At 65.9% G+C, this 16,340-nt stretch carries 17 protein-coding genes and 1 pseudogene; 8 read left to right on the forward strand and 10 right to left on the reverse strand.

The window, feature by feature from the left end; translation table 11 throughout:
• Positions 1-496: 496 nt before the first annotated feature.
• From BM282_RS19005 to BM282_RS03920, 4 genes are all read right to left on the reverse strand, one after another.
• Positions 497-736 (reverse strand): HalOD1 output domain-containing protein, encoded by a 240-nt coding sequence (locus tag BM282_RS19005; protein ID WP_089876937.1) that lies wholly within the window; start codon positions 734-736, stop codon positions 497-499.
• Between the two features lie 51 nt (positions 737-787).
• Positions 788-1,081, reverse strand: a complete 294-nt coding sequence (locus tag BM282_RS03910; RefSeq protein ID WP_089876939.1) for a DUF7344 domain-containing protein — start codon at positions 1,079-1,081, stop codon at positions 788-790.
• A 95-nt stretch (positions 1,082-1,176) separates the two neighbouring features.
• Entirely contained in the window at positions 1,177-1,836 is a 660-nt protein-coding gene (locus BM282_RS03915) for a helix-turn-helix domain-containing protein (RefSeq protein ID WP_089876941.1), read from the reverse strand.
• 197 nt (positions 1,837-2,033) lie between these two features.
• Positions 2,034-2,885, reverse strand: coding sequence for an IS5 family transposase (locus BM282_RS03920; RefSeq protein WP_089876943.1), 852 nt, complete (start codon positions 2,883-2,885; stop codon positions 2,034-2,036).
• Between the two features lie 49 nt (positions 2,886-2,934).
• Between BM282_RS03920 and BM282_RS19010 the strand changes: the two are divergent.
• Positions 2,935-3,111 (forward strand): annotated as a pseudogene (locus BM282_RS19010) (transposase); the annotation flags it as partial.
• A gap of 266 nt (positions 3,112-3,377) precedes the next feature.
• On the opposite strand, the gene BM282_RS03930 reads toward BM282_RS19010, so the two are convergent.
• A complete protein-coding gene (locus BM282_RS03930; RefSeq protein WP_089876945.1) occupies positions 3,378-5,051 on the reverse strand; it encodes a histidine kinase N-terminal 7TM domain-containing protein in 1,674 nt (557 codons plus the stop codon).
• Between the two features lie 334 nt (positions 5,052-5,385).
• On the opposite strand from BM282_RS03930, the gene BM282_RS03935 reads away from it, so the two are divergent.
• On the forward strand, positions 5,386-6,861 hold the full coding sequence (locus tag BM282_RS03935; RefSeq protein ID WP_245758289.1) for a S8 family peptidase: 1,476 nt from the start codon (positions 5,386-5,388) through the stop codon (positions 6,859-6,861).
• Positions 6,862-6,891: 30 nt separating this feature from the next.
• Here the strand turns inward: BM282_RS03935 and BM282_RS03940 are convergent, their stop codons facing one another.
• From BM282_RS03940 to BM282_RS03950, 3 genes are all read right to left on the reverse strand, one after another.
• Positions 6,892-7,266, reverse strand: a complete 375-nt coding sequence (locus BM282_RS03940) for a hypothetical protein (RefSeq protein ID WP_089876949.1) — start codon at positions 7,264-7,266, stop codon at positions 6,892-6,894.
• A gap of 54 nt (positions 7,267-7,320) precedes the next feature.
• Entirely contained in the window at positions 7,321-8,316 is a 996-nt protein-coding gene (locus BM282_RS03945; RefSeq protein WP_089876951.1) for a hypothetical protein, read from the reverse strand.
• A 171-nt stretch (positions 8,317-8,487) separates the two neighbouring features.
• Positions 8,488-8,961 carry a redoxin domain-containing protein gene (locus BM282_RS03950; RefSeq protein ID WP_089876953.1) on the reverse strand — a complete coding sequence of 158 codons (474 nt, stop codon included), beginning with the start codon at positions 8,959-8,961 and terminating at the stop codon, positions 8,488-8,490.
• 230 nt (positions 8,962-9,191) lie between these two features.
• Here BM282_RS03950 and BM282_RS03955 point away from each other — a divergent pair, with 230 nt between their 5' ends.
• The 3 genes from BM282_RS03955 (at position 9,192) to BM282_RS03965 (ending at position 11,246) form a co-directional block, all read left to right on the forward strand.
• The gene (locus BM282_RS03955; protein ID WP_139229686.1) at positions 9,192-9,944 is read left to right on the forward strand and encodes a CPBP family intramembrane glutamic endopeptidase; all 753 of its coding nucleotides are present in this window, start codon (positions 9,192-9,194) and stop codon (positions 9,942-9,944) included.
• 94 nt (positions 9,945-10,038) lie between these two features.
• Positions 10,039-10,869: a DUF2391 family protein gene (locus BM282_RS03960; RefSeq protein ID WP_089876957.1), complete on the forward strand. Its 831-nt coding sequence runs from the start codon at positions 10,039-10,041 to the stop codon at positions 10,867-10,869.
• Positions 10,866-11,246 carry a hypothetical protein gene (locus BM282_RS03965; RefSeq protein WP_089876959.1) on the forward strand — a complete coding sequence of 127 codons (381 nt, stop codon included), beginning with the start codon at positions 10,866-10,868 and terminating at the stop codon, positions 11,244-11,246. Before BM282_RS03960 ends, BM282_RS03965 begins: the two co-directional genes overlap by 4 nt.
• A gap of 254 nt (positions 11,247-11,500) precedes the next feature.
• On the opposite strand, the gene BM282_RS03970 is transcribed toward BM282_RS03965, so the two are convergent.
• The gene (locus BM282_RS03970) at positions 11,501-12,295 is read right to left on the reverse strand and encodes a transcriptional regulator FilR1 domain-containing protein (RefSeq protein WP_089876961.1); all 795 of its coding nucleotides are present in this window, start codon (positions 12,293-12,295) and stop codon (positions 11,501-11,503) included.
• 299 nt (positions 12,296-12,594) lie between these two features.
• On the reverse strand, positions 12,595-13,404 hold the full coding sequence (locus tag BM282_RS03975; protein WP_089876963.1) for a DUF502 domain-containing protein: 810 nt from the start codon (positions 13,402-13,404) through the stop codon (positions 12,595-12,597).
• Positions 13,405-13,526: 122 nt separating this feature from the next.
• On the opposite strand from BM282_RS03975, the gene BM282_RS03980 reads away from it, so the two are divergent.
• From BM282_RS03980 to BM282_RS03990, 3 genes are read left to right on the forward strand one after another with little or no spacing between them, the layout of a single operon-like run.
• Positions 13,527-14,504, forward strand: coding sequence for a DUF4129 domain-containing protein (locus tag BM282_RS03980; RefSeq protein ID WP_089876965.1), 978 nt, complete (start codon positions 13,527-13,529; stop codon positions 14,502-14,504).
• Positions 14,501-15,070, forward strand: coding sequence for a DUF7269 family protein (locus BM282_RS03985; protein ID WP_089876967.1), 570 nt, complete (start codon positions 14,501-14,503; stop codon positions 15,068-15,070). Before BM282_RS03980 ends, BM282_RS03985 begins: the two co-directional genes overlap by 4 nt.
• Positions 15,067-16,338, forward strand: a complete 1,272-nt coding sequence (locus BM282_RS03990) for a DUF58 domain-containing protein (protein ID WP_089876969.1) — start codon at positions 15,067-15,069, stop codon at positions 16,336-16,338. The genes BM282_RS03985 and BM282_RS03990 overlap by 4 nt, the downstream gene beginning before the upstream one ends.
• The last annotated feature ends 2 nt before the right edge of the window (positions 16,339-16,340 follow it).

A 16,340-nucleotide genomic window follows, 5' to 3' on the forward strand; every position in this document is an offset into this window, starting at 1 on the left:
GGACGCGAGTCTGTCAACGGCCACATCCGGCTACCAACTCCTGCGGCTAGAACTACGGTTTGCACACGTCCCCTACGAGGATGGGTGGAAAATCTGGCCTTGTTGAAATCCTCAAACGATGATAGGTTTCAGCACCCGCGCTGAATAGAGGAGGAAGCGTCGATCACGTGACTTTCCGGCACTCGGTGTTACGTACAGAGGTGTACTCAGCAGGACTCAGTGATCGAAGTTCAACTTCACGGTTGAACAACTGTTAGAATGGGCTTGTGACCCTCCCAGTTGTTTCAGACGACGGCGACGAATAAGGGGATATAGACGAACAGGACAAGAACCCCAGGATATGCCTACTTGCCAACCAGGATGAGATACCGAGATTGCCAGTGCGAAGACGTGGCTGCGTGACGAAGGCGAGACGGACGACGGCATCAAGGGCGTGTGTGGCGTATGGGGCGGGTGTCCGTCTCGGGGGAGTGTCGTAGCGCCGGATGACCCGCTATTATTCGAGACTCACGTCGCCGTTTGCGGTGACAGTGACTGTGTAGTCGCAGTACGTGAACGTCACAGTGCCGTCTGTCGGGGTTTTGTTTGCGAACAACGAATCTAACGAGCCGGGGTCGACCACGTCGTATAGTTTCTCGGGCAATTCAGTGGGGTGAACATCCATCTCCGTGGCGACAGCCTCGATTACGGCGTAACTCCTCGCATTGGCTGATGAAGTGGGTGATGACGGACTCATGTATAGTATGGGTATGCGACTACGCGTACGAAAGCAATCACCTCTTCGTCGTCACTCCGCGTCGTCGGAGGCGATGCATTCGAGCAATGGCCGGATCTCGTCGAACTGCGGCCCTTTGACGATTTGACCTGTCTCTTCGTTCCACTCGATGTAGCCGTGGTCTTCGAGTTTTGGCAAGTGGATGTGAAACATTTCGATCTGCTCTCGTTGCTCGGCGTCGGTCAGCACTGAGTGTCCTGTAGGGGATTCAAACCCTGCGTCCTGCGGGTTCGATTCGAGGAGGGCGAGCAAGAGCGTACGGCGCTGTTCGTGCGCGAGTGCCTCGAAGTCGAGATCTGCATTCATTATAATCACACAAGGTACTAGGGGCAATCAGGCTGCCTTTTTCGTACACAAACCGTACTTACTCCCTTTTTCGTACACAAACCGTTTTTACCTACTCACTCGGGGTTGACTGTAAGGCCCGAGAGCGCGTCCCCGAGGACTGCCTTGATCCCTCCACGGAGGCGGGAGCCGACGGCCTGCTGTGAGATGCCGAGTTCCTCGCCGAGGGCTTCCAACGTGACCTCGCGGGGAGACTCGAAGTACCCCCGGTCGTAGGCAAGCACCAGCGCCTCTAGCTGGGTGTCAGTGAGGATGACTTCGATCGCCGTCTCAACCGGGGTGAGTGCGGTTAGTGACGTCAGCGTGATCGGGATATCCAGCTCTCGACAGCGCCGTTGAAATTCTACGATGTCACGTTGCTCATCACCGCGGACATCGAACGTCCACTGTTTGTTTGTACCGATAGCCTCGATCAGTGGAATCGATGTCTCTGCCAGTACGGTTAGCACGTCATCGTACTCCAGCGTCCATTCGACGCGTAACAGGTACTCGTCCTCGACAGAGTCGACGAGCCGGATCCCCTGCACGCCGGGGTGTTCAGTGAACGCACTCTCGATGTCAGCGACTTCGGTTCCCCGCACCCAGAAGTAGGGAATCACGACGTCCTGGGCGGGGACGAGTCGCTCCAGCTCGACCGTCACGTTCGGCAGTTGGTTGAACACTGTCCCCAGCGGGAACTGGTCTGACGGAACCGTGAACGTCGCTTCAGTAACCATTGTCTGTCCCATGGGCTTCCAGCTGTAAAGACCTGCTACTGATTGGCACGCGTTTTCGCCCACCGTTCGCGGACGCATCATCTCTCGGCCCCGTATTCGGTACATGGTCCACCCCGGCCCAACCAGTGGGTTCACCGATACGGGATCCGACGTCGGTACCAGCACCCGTTCTATTCAGCAGTCCGCTCCTCTCAGAATCACAGACGCTCGTACTCGTCGCGTGAAATTGCGAGGGCGCGTTCCACGTTGTGAACAACGCATTTGATGACGAGCTCACGGAACTGCTTCCACCAGCGTCGTGAACGGACGAAGGCACCGTACTTGCGTTTGAGCCGAGAGTTCACCGTCTCATTCTGACTACGCTGCCCGTAGAGAGTGGCGTCGATCCGAGCGTTCCACGCCTTGTGGAGCGACGAAAACGTGCGGTGCTTAATGAGCGGACGAACATCCTGCTCGTGGGCAAGCGTTCGAATCTTCTGGTCGTCGTACCCTTTATCTCCGAGGAGAACAACTACTTCGTCGGTATTTCGCTTGATGAGGGACGGTGCGATTTGCGAGTCGTGTTTCCGTGTCGTCGTCACGTGTACGTCGATAATCGCGTTCGCTCTCGTGTCTACGAGAACCGTGACTTTCAACTGCTGAATCGTCAATTTCGTTCGCTTCGTGTAGTGTTTTGAGGCATGACTGCGGTCGAACCCGGAGGCGTCGATCCCGACGATACCGTTGGTCGGGAGAAGCGTAACGGAGAGGTTGAGGAGAACCCGCCAGACAGCCATATTGAGCCGGTTGAACGCTTTACACAACGTCGAAGGAGAGGGGAGTTCTTCAAGATCGATGGCACGTCGAATCCGAGGCATCTCGATGAGTTCGTCGAGAAGCATCCGATACGTCGTGTTCTTCCGGACTTTGAGGCAGAGTAAAACGATGTGTTGGTGGAGTGTGTACCGTCGTTTCGAGAACTTCGAAGAGTATCGAGCGGTTGCTCGACGAGCAAAGTGATACGCCTGCTCAACGAACCGGAGCAACCGAGACTTCGGGAGGGCCTGCATTCGGTCAAACTACTGCTCGGTCCTGTAACTCTCTGAGGATTTCAACAGAGCCAAGAATTTCGTACTGCGGTTCTTCTACTTCGCATTCGCCTGTCTGCTGTACTCGATTTGGAGAGCCGTTGACCTCCTCGTTCAGATCGAGTTGACCGGGAAATACGTTCGGTCACCGATAGTGACGGCGAATACGGTTCTCATGTTGTTGAATAAGCAGACGGGCATAGGATAATCATCTGTCCGCGATAAGCGACCGCCCGGTGGTGAGCGGCGGCGCTATGTCGACGACCGCTACTCCGCACGAGTAGTTAGAATCCCGAAGTGATTCTTCGGTTGAATCTGAGATCGAAGCGTCTCTCCTTCCCTGCTTCACCCAAAACCACGCACCAGAGCCGCTCTCTCCCCTCCGTGGTCTCAACTCCTCCATCGGTCGGAGAGACGGCTTCCGTGGACCTGAGGGTTCGGATGCCGGCCGTCGACTCCGCCCGGTGACCCGACTCACGCCCCGTCTCTCGGCACCCGAACCGTCGCCGTCGCCCCCTCCCCGAACAGCAACTCGCAGCCGAGAATCTCCGCGCCCCAGCGGACCATCCAGAGGTCGAGACTGCTGGCGTGGTTCAGCGCCGTCTCAGACTCGGCGGTCACCGCGTCGACTTCGTGGCTCGGAAGCGGCGTCGCCGTGTGGAACTGGAGGCCGTACGCGTCGTCGGTCACGTCGAGTCGCACGTCGACGTCGCAGTCGGTGTACTCCGCCAGCGCCAACAGGAGGCGGGCGGCCATCGTCGAGAGGAGGTCGGGGTCCGTGCGAGCCACCGCGTCCTCGTCCACCTCGACGGTCACGGTTCGGTCCACGTCCGCGTCGGCGACGGCGGCGTCGACGACGCGCCGGAGCGAGACAGCGTCTCGGGTCACGTCGGTGCGGTCGACGACGCGGTCTATGGTGCGCGCGTCTTCGGCGAGTTCGAGGAGGCCGCTCGCGTAGCGTTCGGCGGTCGCGAGTCGGTCGTCCCGTTGCGTCCGCGCGTGCTGTCCGCCGTCGGCCGAGACGCTCGTCTCCGAGCGGGCGAGTTCGAGGTTGCCGACGACGACGTTGAGGTCGTTTCTGATGTTGTGCCGGAGGACGCGGTTGAGCACGTCCAGTCGTTGCTCGCGGCGACGCTGGGCCGTGATGTCCTGAAAGACGACGCTGTGAGCGACGACGGTTCCGCTCGGGTCGGTGTGCTCGGAGGGGGTGATGGCCAGGTACTGCAGCGAACCGTCGACCCGCGTCGAGATGGTCTGGTCGGTCGCGTCGAGGTCGACGGCTGTGCCGACGAGTTCGTCGAGGTCCCTCTTCAGCGCGGCCGACTCGGCGACGCCGAAGACGGCCGTCGCGGCGGCGTTGAGGTTGATGACTCGGCGGTCGCGGTTGACGACGACGACCGGCGATTCGAGGTGGTCGAGTTGCGTGTTGTCGACGACGCGCCGGGTGGTCGGGTTGAACTCGAACATGTCCGTCCCGAGGACGGCGTAGCCGTCGACGAGGATGTGGGGGATAAATGCGAGGGGGACGAGGTTCAGTTGCGGGTACGGCCCGAGGCTGAGGAGCCAGGCGACTTCGGCGATGCCGGGCGGAATCGTACTGAGGGCGATAGCGATGGCCTCGACGCGGTACAGCGAGTAGCTCACGGCGGTGTCGACGAGGACGAGCGCGCCCGTCGCGGCGATGAAGATACCGAGGACGACGAGTGCGACGCCGACGGGAACCGGGGTGTACACGACCGTCGAGAGACCGGCCGTCGGCACGACGCGGAACGCGGGCCAGATGAGGTGGTGGTACGGATTCGTCAGCATGAGACCGCCCGTCACCACGGGGAACAGGAAGACGACGTGAAACGTGCGCGTGTCCACGAGATGCTCGCGGCCGCTGTAGGAGAGCGTGAACGCGAGGAAGGAGACGACCTGTATCGCGAGCGCCGTCCAGACAGTCGTCTCCAACAGCAGACGAGTCGGGGGGTCCGAGACGAGGTAGCCGACGCCCGTCGTCGCGCAGAACACCGCTTGGCTCGACAGCGTGACCGCGAGCCACGTCGCGCCGGGTTTCTCGCGGTAGGCGAGAAGCACCGTCGCCAGGAACGCAGACCCCAACGCCGCGACGGCGGCGGCGACGACGGGCCAGAGCGCCGGGCTCATCGCCCCCTCTCCGGGCGGCCGTCGTCCCCGACGCGACCCGTCACCGTCGCGGCCGACGCCGGACGGACGCCGAGCGTGACACCTCGTCGGGACCCATACATCGAACAACTGTTAGTTATCGTGACGAACAATAAATCGTACTGATGCGGGAGCGAGGGCGACCCGACGAGAGCGAGAGCGGACGAGGCGAGCGTACGGGGACTCTCGTGTGTTCTCACTGCCTCCGGGAGAGCGAACCGACACGGACGGAACGTGTCGACTTCCGTGAAACCAGCTGACAGTTTCAACCCGTTTGAAAAATCATTAATAATCTCGCTTCGGACAGCGGGACGTTATGTCTCCACTTAGCAGACGAACGTTCTTGAAAGGTGCCGCGAGCAGTGCAGTCGCGCTCACCGCGATGGGTACGGCCAGCGCCGCCGACGGCCGAGACCAGTTCGTCGTCACGTCCTCCGGAAAGGGTGTCCTGAAGCGACTCGAACGCGAGGGGTTCGAGGTAGTGAGTTCCGTCGCCGACGACTCCGTCCACCTCGTCGTCGCCGACTCGGCGTCCGCGCTCTCGAAGGTGAAGGGAGTGAACTCCGTCGACCCGAACGCGGGCTATCGGCTCTCCGGCCCGGCACGCGAGGCGTCGAGTACCGAGGAGTCGACGAACGACGACGACGCGGACATCCAGTGGGACAAGATGGACGACACGACGGGCGCGTTCCGGGCGCACGACACCGCGACCGGAAAGGGTCGGTCCGTCGCCGTCATCGACACCGGTATCGCGACGAACCACCCTGACCTCGACACCGCGACGGGGCGCGGCAAACTGTTCCGCGCGGACGGCGTGTTCGGCAGTCCCGTCGTCGACGGCGACCGGACCGTCGCGGCGCGGTACCCGAACGGACCGGAGATTGCTTCGTACACGTATCTCGGTGCTCCGGCGACGAAGGACCAAGCGGCCGCCGACGACGTGCAGTCGCACGGGAGTCACTGCGCCGGCATCGCGACGGCGAAGAACGAGGAGAAGGTCGGCATCGCCGGGATGGCGCCCGACGCGGAGGCGATTCCGCTCCGCGTGTTCTACTGGAAACAGCTAGACGGCTACCCGTACGACGAGGACGGCGACGGCACCGAGGAAGAGGTGACCGTCACCGTCCTCTACACGACGGACTTCGACATCCTGAGCGCCATCGACTACGCGGCCGACGTCGGTGCAGACGCGGCGAACATGAGCCTCGGCGGCGGCGTCATCAAGGGTTCGGAGCACAGTTCCGGGGAACACGTGGCCTACCAGCGCGTGGTTCAGAGCGCCGTCCAGCGCGGCACCGTCGTCACCGCCAGCGCGGGCAACGCCTCCTCGAACCTCCAGCAGGGCGGGTACTACACGCTCCCGAACAGCGTTCCGGGGGCGATGAGCGTCTCCGCGACGGCGCCGAACAACAAGCTGGCGTTCTACTCGAACTACGGCACCAGCGACATCGACGTGGGCGCGCCCGGCGGTGCGTACGAGACGTTAGAAAAGACGCTCGCGACGGACACGGCGTGGCCGTTCCCGCTGAACCTCGTCTACTCGACGGTTCCGAGAGACCTGAGCGGCGGCACCGGCTACGGGTTCAAAGCCGGCACGTCGATGGCCGCCCCGCAGGTGGCCGGACTGGTCGCACTCGTCCGCGAAGTCGCGCCCGGCCTGAACGCGAAACAGGTGCAGAACGTCATCGAACGGACGGCGCGGTTCAGTAACGGCAACAGCGACGCCGACATCGGCGCCGGTGTCATCTACGCGCCGGACGCACTCGCCGAGGCGCAGAAGTTCGCGAAGTAACTGTCCGCTCGGACGCGACTTTTTTGACGATTAGAACTCTTCTGCGGTGTTCACGCCGACGACGATACCGACCTCTCCCTCGTCGAAGCCTTCGGTCGCGTGCGTGGCCGAGGCGAAGAACTGGTCGGCCTGTTCGGTGTGGGCGCGGACGACGGCCGCCTCGATACGCTCGTCGAAGGTGAAGTCGTTGAGAACCGTCTGCAACCGCTCTCGGCTGATGCGGTACGCGCGGGTGTCGTCGACGGAGACGTAGTCGCCGCTCCGTTCCAGCGTCGAGTGCTGGCCGATGAGCGTCGCGTCGAGTTCGACCAGCGCGGCCATCAGGCCCTCGCTGTCGACGCCGGACTCCTCGGCGACGCGTTCGACGACCGACGACTCGATGGGTATCGCAGTCTCGTCTGTCATGGTCGGTCGAACGGACGGGGCGGGGGTGGTTCGGTCTTTTGGCCCGTCTCCGACTCAGTTTTCGCCCGCCTCGTCCAGTCGCAGTCGGTACTCGAAGTACTCGTCTCCGTACCGGACGACCGTCCGCCGCGGGTAGTCGTCCGCGCCGCCGTCCTTCGAGACGTTGCCGTCGGCGTACGCCCGTTCGTCCAGTCGCTTCAGGAGGGAGACGAACGCGTCGGGGAACGGATGCTCGGCGACGTACCCGTCGGTGCGGGCGTCGCTGAGAATCTCGCGTTCGGACTCCGAGAGCGACTCGGGGTCGAGTCGCGCGCCGACGAGTGTCCCCCGAATCACCGCCTCCATCTCCGCGTCGCTCTCGGCGACGGGTTCGGCGACGGGTCGGTAGACGGCTTCGTGGAACGTCTCCGTCGCCAGTTCGACCGCCCAGACCCGGTCACGGAAGGTGACGTACGACGGTGCGTCGTCGGCGAGGAGGTCGCTGTCTTCGGTCGCCTCGCCGTCGCGGTAGACGTAGCCCCCGCGTTGGACGAGACCCCACGGAACGCCGCCGACGTTGCCGCGGGCACGGGCCGCCATGTAGGCGACTTGGACGGCTTTCCGGTCGACCTGTGGGAGGTCACCGTGGTCGACGGCGGGCGGTGCGCCGGACTCGTCCTCGCTGACGCGTCGCTCTTCTTGCAGTCTGAGTACCGGGTGGGTGACCTCTTCCTCGCCGACGACCACCTCGTCGAGGTGGTAGTACGTCCCCCCGAACTCGGCCCACACGGGTTCGCGCGTCGGAAACGGTTCGACGTACTGCGTCGTGTACTCGCTGTCGTTTCGGGCGGCCGCGAACGCCGCCTCGTCCCACGGCACGCGGGTCTGATTTAGGTCCGTGACGTACCGGTCGCGGAGTCCGGTGTCGAACGGGAACACGCGAAACGTGAGCGTCGAGGCGTCGCCGCCCGTCTCCGTCGCGAGTCGGTCCGAACACCCGGCGAGCGTCGCGAGTGCCGTCGTTCCGGCGGCGGCGAGAAACCGTCGTCTCCCGATTTCGGTGGAGGGCATCGCCCGTGGATATTCCTCTCAGTTGAAGTATCTTGTGCGTCCGGCGGCGACGCCACCGGGTGTCGAACGGTCGAAGAGTCGCGCTGTCGGGTGGTCGAGCGGTCGGGTGGTCGAACGGTCGAATCAAAAGGAAAACGAAAACGAGCGCGTATCGCGGGGTTCGCGCGGCGTCTACGCCGACTGCACCGCGTCGACCAACTCGTCGTAGTCGGGTTCGTTCTCGGGGGATTCGGCCTCCCACGCGTAGCTGATTTCACCCTCCTCGTCGACGACGTACACCGCGCGGTTGGCGACGCCGTACAGACCGAGGTCCTCGATGTCGGTTTCGAGGCCGTACGACGATATCGTCTCTCGATTCATGTCGCTCACGAGCGAGAACGACAGGTCGTGTTCGTCGCGGAAGGCGTTGAGCGAGAACGGCGAGTCCGCGCTGACGCCGTACACCGACGCGCCGGCGTCCTCGAAGTCGTCGATGTGGTCCTCCAGTGCGACCATCTCGTTCGAACACGGCGGCGTGAACGCGCCGGGGAAGAACGCGAGGACGACCGGTCCGTCACCGACCGCGTCGCTCAGCGAGAACTCCTCGACGTCGCCGTTCGCGACTTTGTTCGTGAACTCGGGTGCGTCGTCGCCTTCTGAGACCATACCCTCGCTTGGGTCTTCGGAGGGATAAACAGCAGACACGTCGACATCCTGACCGGGAGCGTGAGCCTTTTCTGCGGCCGAGAGTGGTACTTGAGCGTTGTTGCCGCGGCGTCGGAGTCGCGCGAGAGAGGCGACGGCCGACCGCACCGAGCGAGCACGTCGCAGGCTACAGTCAAGCCCCGAGACGACGTATCTCTCCGCGTCGGCGGACGTGTCCGCCGGTGTTCATCATGAGTACTCAGTTCCCCACAGCCGAACCGAAACCGCGGCGCACGGGCGCCGCGCGGGCCGTCGCCGTCGCCGTCGGCCTCTTCCTCGCGGGGTTCCTCGCGAACCTCGCGTTCGGACTCGCCGTCGCACTCCCACTCGTGTTTGTCGGCCTCGCCCTCACCGGCGGCGCCGTCCTCGTCGCTCTCACGGCCGCCGGCCAACTCGGGTTCGCCGCCGTCGGGGCCGTCTACCTCCACCGGTGGCTCTCCGGCATCCCCGTCCGCCGGCCGACGCGCGCGGACCTCCGCACGGCCGGCGGCTACACCGTCGCGGTCCTCCTCGTCGCCGTGGCGTTCACCGCCGTGAGTCAGTACCTCCCCATCGAACCGACGTCGACCGTCCTCTCGGACGCCGTCGTGGCCGACCCGCGCCTCCTCGTCGTCTTCGCGGTGCTGTCGATACTCCTCGTCGCGCCCGCCGAAGAACTGCTGTTCCGCGGGGCCATCCAGGGCCGACTCCGCCGGACGTTCGGCCCCGTCGCCGCCGTCGTCGGTGCGGGACTGCTGTTCGCGGCGCTGCACGTCCTCAACTTCGGGACGCTGAACAGCGGGGCCGCCGTCGCCCTCGTCGCCATCTTCACCGTCGGCTGTCTCCTCGGGTGGGCGTACGAGCGAACCGAGAACCTCGTCGTCCCCGTCGTGATACACGCGCTCTACAACAGCGTCCTCTTCGTCGGGACGTACGTCGTCTACCTGTTCACCGGGTCGCTCTGAGCGACTCCGGACCGATTCGACCCGACTCGCGTCGGCGTCCCGTCCGTCCGACGGCCTCTCGGTTTATATCCCGACCGGGCGAACCGCTCTGGCGATGCGTGACGACGTGGTCGAAGAACTCAGAGAGCAGGGCAGAGGAGTCGTCGGCGGCTTTCTCGTCCTCGGTCTCTCGGCGGCTTACACACACGAGATATGGTGGTTCGCGCGTGGCCTCCCGGCCTGGTACGTCCTGGCGTACGCCGTCGTCGGCCTAACACTCGTCTACGTCGTGATTCGCGGCGTCGGCTTCCGCGAGGACCACGAACAACATCCGCGACCGTTCGGTCGTCCCGCGTTGACGGACTTCTCGGAGGTGATTCTTCAGAGTCTCGTCGCCGCCTTCCTCGTCCTCTTCCTGTTCGGTGTCGCGGAGGTGGGCGACTCGCCGACGCTCCTCGCCCGCCTCGGCCTGTTCCTCGTCGTTCCGTTCGCGTTCGGAGCGTCGCTCGCGAACTCGCTTCTGACCGACGACGGGCGGTCGAACGGGGTCGCGGAGTCGTTTCCGGGCGACCTCGCGGTGTTCGTCCTCGGCGCGGTGTTCGTCGCGTTCCCCATCGCCCCGACCGACGAAGTGGTCGTGGTGGCGACGCAGATTGGCTGGGGTCGGACGCTCGCACTCGCCGGGGTCGCTCTCTCGACGACGTTCACGACGCTGTACATCCTGGAGTTCCGCGGGCAGTCGAACCGAATCCGCGGGCGGAGTCTCCCCCTTCAGGTGGGAAACACGTTCGTCGTCTACGCCATCGGCGTCGGTGTCGCCGCGACGCTCCTCGCCGCGTTCGGTCGGTTCGACGGTGTTCCGTTCGCCGTCGGTCTCCGTGAGACGGTCGTTCTCGGGTTCGCGTCCACGCTCGGCGCGTCCGGCGCACGGGTGGTGATTACGTGACCCGGGACGACGGCGAGGACGACCGGGAGGCGGTCACCCGCGTCGAACTCGGGGTGATGCTCCTCAGCGCCCTCCTGACCGTCGCGTTGTTCGGCCTCGTCGTCGGAGCCGCGCTCACGACGCCGCAGGCGGCGGCACCGACGGCGACCGTCGACCGGGTCGAGACGGCCGAAAACGGGACCGTCCACGCGACGGTTCGCTTCCTGAATCGCGGCAACACGGGTATCGAGCGCTCGCAGGTCGAAGTGACGTGCGGAGACGAGTCGCGGCAGGTAACGTTCGCGAACGTCCCCGCGAGCGACGAACGCCGGGCGACGGTCGTCTGTCCCGCCGGCTCGGACCCGACGGCCGAACTCCTGTGGTGGGTCGACCCGTAGGCGGCGTTCGCCCTCGTCCGGTGGCGAGAAGTCGATATCGGTGTCGGTGTCCGTATCGGCGTCGGTTACCCCCTCGACCTCCGCTTCGTCGAGCGCCTCGTCGCCCACGCGGAGGCCGAACTCCGCGGCCCGTTCGCGCCAGCACTCGCGGTAGCCCTCTCGCTCGACGGCCCCGGGCATCGACGTTTCTAGACGATGATAGTTCGACGCGGTGAACCACGCGCGAGGCGTCCGTACGACACGGGGGCGCGGACTCAGATAGAACGGGTCGTGGTCACGTCGTCGATGGGTGTCGCGTCCCGCCAGACGGCCTCGAACAGGTCGGTTCCGAACCGGACGGCGTCGTCGCCGTCGGCCACCAGTTCGCTGCTCGGGTCGTACGACCCGTCGAGGCGGGGCAGCGAGAGGAACGTCGTCTCGTTCGCGACGGCGAGCGCGAACGACGCGTCGGCGACGCGTATCGTGAGTCGCTCGGGGACGACGACGTCGCCGCCGTAGCGGTGTATCTCTTCGACCACGTCGGGCGTGACGAGGAGACGACCCGGCCGGTCCGCGCAGACGTCTCGAAGCGTCTCGCCGAGGCCGGGGAAGTGAACGGGGCTGACGACGGCGACGGAGTCGGCCGCCTGAAGGTTGTCGTGTATGAGTCGAACCGCCCCCGCGGGGTCCGTGTCGGAGACGCGAAACACGTCGTGGTCGGCGAGTTCGGTCAGGCGCGCGCGGAACGTCGACGGGAGCGCTCGAACGTCGTGCGTCCGCCAGTAGTCGCGGTCCGTCTCCACCAACGCCTCCACGCTCCGTCGGCGTTCGAGGAAGTCGGCGACGACGTGGCCGAGGCCGGTGAGTCGCAGTCGGTCGTCCGTCGCTTCGACGACGCCGTTCTCTCGGAGGCCACCGGTCGCCGCGTAGACGCCGGACTCGCTGGCGTCGAGCGTCGTACAGAGCGTTCGCGTCGTCTTCGGACCGTCTGTGAGCGCGTCCACGACGGACTCACGAGTCGACGAACTCGTGACGTACCGCACGACGGAGGAGCACGCTGTCTCGGTCACTTTCGACAGTTCGGCGGTGAATCGACCTAAACCCAACGGTGCGGTCGCTGGTGACCGCGTGGAGGGCCGAAGGAAAGCGGGGAGTGGGGCGGCAGACGAGGTGCGCGACGTTGACTGGCGGCGTCAACTGAGGGGTCTCTCGTCCCGCGGACGCACCTGCACGGTGCACGCCTCGGGACAGATAGACACAGACACCGGTCCTACTTCAACCTTTATCAAATCTGACAATAATTTTCCGAAACGGTTCGAAAATTCCAGTCGGACTGGAATCGCGGCCGCGGCGAGAGGCGTCCGGCGTCTCAGTCCGGCGTCCCCGGGAGGTCGTCGGGACTGATTCCGAGGTCGGTCAGGTCGTCGATGCTCATCCCCGAGTCCTCCGTCGGCGAGGTGGCGATACCGCTGGTGACGATGCTCCGGACGCCCTCCTCGACGGTCATGTCGACGTCCATCACCTGCTCTTCGGGAAAGTGCGAGAGGAACCCGCCCATCACGGGGTTCGGCGCGAGGGGGACGAAGAGCGTCACCATCCCCTCGGTGTCCGTCACCTCGCAGATGCTCGGCGGCGACTGGGCCGTCTCGAACCCGATGACGTAGCTTCCGTCCGTGGGGAACTCGACGACTTTCACCGACTGGAAGTTCTCGGTGCCGTCGTCCAGCATCACGTCTCCCATCCGGCGGAAACTGCGGTAGACGGCACCGACGCCGGGAATCTTCGTGATGAAGTAGTCGAACATACCGATGACGTGTTCGCCGTACCGGTGTCGCGCGAGGAGGCCCGCGACGACGACGACGACGGCGAGGAAAGCGAGCGCGATGAGTTCCGAGACGAACCCCACCTCGCTGGCGATGAGTTCCGTCTCCAAGAGAAAGCCGACGAACGGCTGACTTCGAATCCCCTGGATGATACCCGCCCACTGCAACAGACGAACGAGCGGTTCGAGCGCGCCCGAGACGAACCCGAGTGCGAGGTCGAAGATGTATATCGTCACGACGACGGGCATGATGACGACGATTCCGGTCACGACCACGTCTATCGCCGTCTCGTAGGCCGACCGGCCGGTCTGCTTGGCTCTCTCCGCGTACTCTCTCTGTGGTCCCGATGCCGACATGCGTCTCGTGCGTAGGGCCGTCACCCCTCGTCAAAGCCGTTCGGGTCTCGTGACTGTCTTCCTGTCATCTGAATCACTACAATCTCGAAACTCATTTACTGTGTGTCCCGGTACGTCGTGACGTGGATAGACACGCCGCCAGAACCGTCGCCCTCGCCCTCCTCGCCGTCCTCGCCCTCGGCGTCGTGGCGGCCACCATCGACTCCGCCGTGACCGGCGGCGGGGGCGGGTTCGGCGGCGGCACGTCCGGTGCCACCGGTCTCGGTCCCTCGGACCAAGACAGCGTCGGACTCGACGACACGCAGGGCGGCGGACAGCCGTTCGGTTCGCTCTGCCTCCCGATTCTGACGCACCCCGCGGTGATGCTCGGCCTCCTCGCCCTGTTGGCGGGCCTCCTCGCCGTCGTCTACTACGACACCAAGTCGCTCCTCCCCGTCGCCGCCGTCGCCGTGACGTTCGGCCTCCCGGGCTACGTGTTCTGGATGTTTCTCACCGTCTGTGGCCCCGTCGACTTCGGCGGCGCGAATCTCGGCCCCGGGGGCGGGAACTTCTCGCTCCCGCAGGGCGGCGGCGGTATCGGCGGGTCCGGCGAGGGGGCCGTCGCGCCGCCGACGGCGATGTTCGGCTTCCTCCTCGTGTTCGTCCTCCTCGGAGCCGTCGCCCTCCTGTTCTTCTCGACGGGCGACGACGCCGCCGAGGAACGCAGGACCGTCGAAGACGAGGAGGCGGACGTCGACGTCCGCGAACTCGGACGGGCCGCCGGGGCCGCGGCCGACCGAATCGAGGACGACGCCGACGTGGAGAACGAGGTGTACCGAGCGTGGGCCGAGATGACGGGCCTCCTCGACATCTCCAACCCGCGGACGAGTACGCCCGGCGAGTTCGCGTCCGCCGCCGTCGACGCCGGGATGGCGCGCGAGGACGTCGACGAACTCACGCACCTGTTCGAGGAGGTCCGGTACGGCGGGGAGTCGGCCACGGTGACGAGAGAGGAACGCGCCGTCACCGCGCTGAGACGTATCGAGGCGGCGTACGCCGACGCCGACGAGGCCGGCGGAGGCGACACCGCCGAAGGCGACGAGTGGGGGCGTGACTCGTGAACGCCGATACGCTCGCGGCGGCCGTCGGCGTCGTCGCCGTCCTCGGCGGACTCGCCGGCCTCGCGGGGTTCGTCGTCCCCGGACTGAGTGCGACGTTCGTGTTCGTCGTCGTCGTCGGACTCGTCGCCGGGGTGCAGGGCCTCCGGTACGCCCTCCGTCGCCGCAGCGTCGACTACCGGTCGACGGACACCGGCGACCCCGAACTCCGCTACCGCGTGCCGACGCCCGGCGACGACGTGGACCGCGACCTCTCTCGGACGGGCGGGTGGGGGTCGATGGGCGGAACCGACCTCCGCGTCCGCCTCCGAGAGGTCGCGATAGAGTCGCTCGTCCTCCACGACCACTGCTCCGTCGAACGGGCCGAACGGCACGTCGACGACGGCACGTGGACGACGGACCCCGTCGCGGCCCGATACCTCGGCGGCGACGTTCCCCTCGCGTTGTCGACTCGACTCCGCCTCGTCGTCCGCGGCCAGTCGTCGCCGGCGGCGCGCGCCGCGCGGACCGTCGCCGCGATAGAGGCGATTCACGACCGAGCGGACGCCCTCCCGGAGGCCGACGGATGACCCCGTTCGACACGAACCGCTGGACCGGAATCGAGGGTGCGGCCCTCCTCGCCGGGGCGGCGGGCGTCCTCTTTCAGCAACCCCCGTTGCTCCTCGTCGCCGGCCTCGGCGTCGCCTTCACGGCGTACGCGTGGTTCACCGACGCGCCCGAACCGACGCTGACGGTCACGCGGGAACTGTCGGAGACGGCTCCCGACACCGGAACGGACGTCCACGTGACGGTCACCGTCCGGAACGTCGGCGACGGCGCGCTGACCGACCTCAGACTGATAGACGGCGTCCCTCCCGCCCTCGAAGTGACCGACGGGTCCGCGCGCCTCGGCACCGCGCTTCGCCCGGGGAAGTCGGCGACGTTCTCCTACACCGTCGAGGCCGTCCGCGGCGAACACACGTGGGACCCCCTCCGCGCCGTCGTCCGCAGTCCGAGCGCGGAGACCGAACGGAGCGCGGAACGCTCGCCGGAGACGGCGACGGTGCTCCGGTGTGCGCCGTCGCTGGACGCCACCGCGGACCTTCCGCTCAGGGGGTTGACGACCCAGTACACCGGCCGCGTCGCCACGAACGTCGCGGGCGACGGGCTGGAGTTCTACTCCACGCGCGAGTACCGCCGCGGCGACCCCCTCAACCGCATCGACTGGAACCGTCGCGCCCGGACGGGGAAGATGGCGACGCTGGAGTTCCGCGAGGAACGCGCCGCCACCGTCGTCCTCCTCGTCGACGCCCGCACGGAGTCGTACGTCGCGCCCGAGGAGGGCGAACAGAACGCCGTCGAACGCGGCGTCGACGCGGCGACGCGGGCGTTCTCCTCGCTCCTCGACAGCGGTGACCGCGTCGGCGTCGCGGCGCTCTCGCCGCACGAGTGCTGGCTCTCGCCGGGGACCGGTTCGGACCACCGCGTCCGCGCCCGACGGCTGTTCGCGACGAACTCCGCTCTCGCGCCGACGCCGACGGACGAGGCGTACTTCCCTATCGTCGCGATTCGCCGCCTCCGACGACGGTTGCCGGCGGACGCGCAGGTGCTGTTCTTCTCGCCGTTGGCGGACGACTTCGCCGTCACCGCCGCGCGACGCCTCGACGCCTACGGCCACCTCGTCACCGTCGTCAGCCCGGACGCGACGGTGGACGACACGCCGGGTCACCGCCTCTCGCGGGTCGAACGCGAGAACCGCCTCGCCCGACTCCGCCGGGCGGGCGTCCGGGTGGTCGACTGGGGCGAGCGACCGCTCGCGACCGAACTCGCCCGCGCCGGACGGCGGTGGTCGCGATGAAC

The sequence above is a fragment of the Halogeometricum limi genome (assembly GCF_900115785.1).
GTDB classification, from domain to species: domain Archaea; phylum Halobacteriota; class Halobacteria; order Halobacteriales; family Haloferacaceae; genus Halogeometricum; species Halogeometricum limi.

What these genes read in the sequence shown, in the direction of transcription:
- BM282_RS03950 (WP_089876953.1), bottom strand. Translation starts at nt 8,961, where the DNA reads ATGGTCTCAGAAGGCGACGACGCACCCGAGTTCACGAACAAAGTCGCG.
- BM282_RS03945 (WP_089876951.1), bottom strand. Translation starts at nt 8,316, where the DNA reads ATGCCCTCCACCGAAATCGGGAGACGACGGTTTCTCGCCGCCGCCGGA.
- BM282_RS03935 (WP_245758289.1), top strand. Translation starts at nt 5,386, where the DNA reads ATGTCTCCACTTAGCAGACGAACGTTCTTGAAAGGTGCCGCGAGCAGT.
- BM282_RS19005 (WP_089876937.1), bottom strand. Translation starts at nt 736, where the DNA reads ATGAGTCCGTCATCACCCACTTCATCAGCCAATGCGAGGAGTTACGCC.
- BM282_RS03940 (WP_089876949.1), bottom strand. Translation starts at nt 7,266, where the DNA reads ATGACAGACGAGACTGCGATACCCATCGAGTCGTCGGTCGTCGAACGC.
- BM282_RS03930 (WP_089876945.1), bottom strand. Translation starts at nt 5,051, where the DNA reads ATGAGCCCGGCGCTCTGGCCCGTCGTCGCCGCCGCCGTCGCGGCGTTG.
- BM282_RS03910 (WP_089876939.1), bottom strand. Translation starts at nt 1,081, where the DNA reads ATGAATGCAGATCTCGACTTCGAGGCACTCGCGCACGAACAGCGCCGT.
- BM282_RS03955 (WP_139229686.1), top strand. Translation starts at nt 9,192, where the DNA reads ATGAGTACTCAGTTCCCCACAGCCGAACCGAAACCGCGGCGCACGGGC.
- BM282_RS03960 (WP_089876957.1), top strand. Translation starts at nt 10,039, where the DNA reads ATGCGTGACGACGTGGTCGAAGAACTCAGAGAGCAGGGCAGAGGAGTC.
- BM282_RS03975 (WP_089876963.1), bottom strand. Translation starts at nt 13,404, where the DNA reads ATGTCGGCATCGGGACCACAGAGAGAGTACGCGGAGAGAGCCAAGCAG.
- BM282_RS03990 (WP_089876969.1), top strand. Translation starts at nt 15,067, where the DNA reads ATGACCCCGTTCGACACGAACCGCTGGACCGGAATCGAGGGTGCGGCC.
- BM282_RS03920 (WP_089876943.1), bottom strand. Translation starts at nt 2,885, where the DNA reads ATGCAGGCCCTCCCGAAGTCTCGGTTGCTCCGGTTCGTTGAGCAGGCG.
- BM282_RS03915 (WP_089876941.1), bottom strand. Translation starts at nt 1,836, where the DNA reads ATGGTTACTGAAGCGACGTTCACGGTTCCGTCAGACCAGTTCCCGCTG.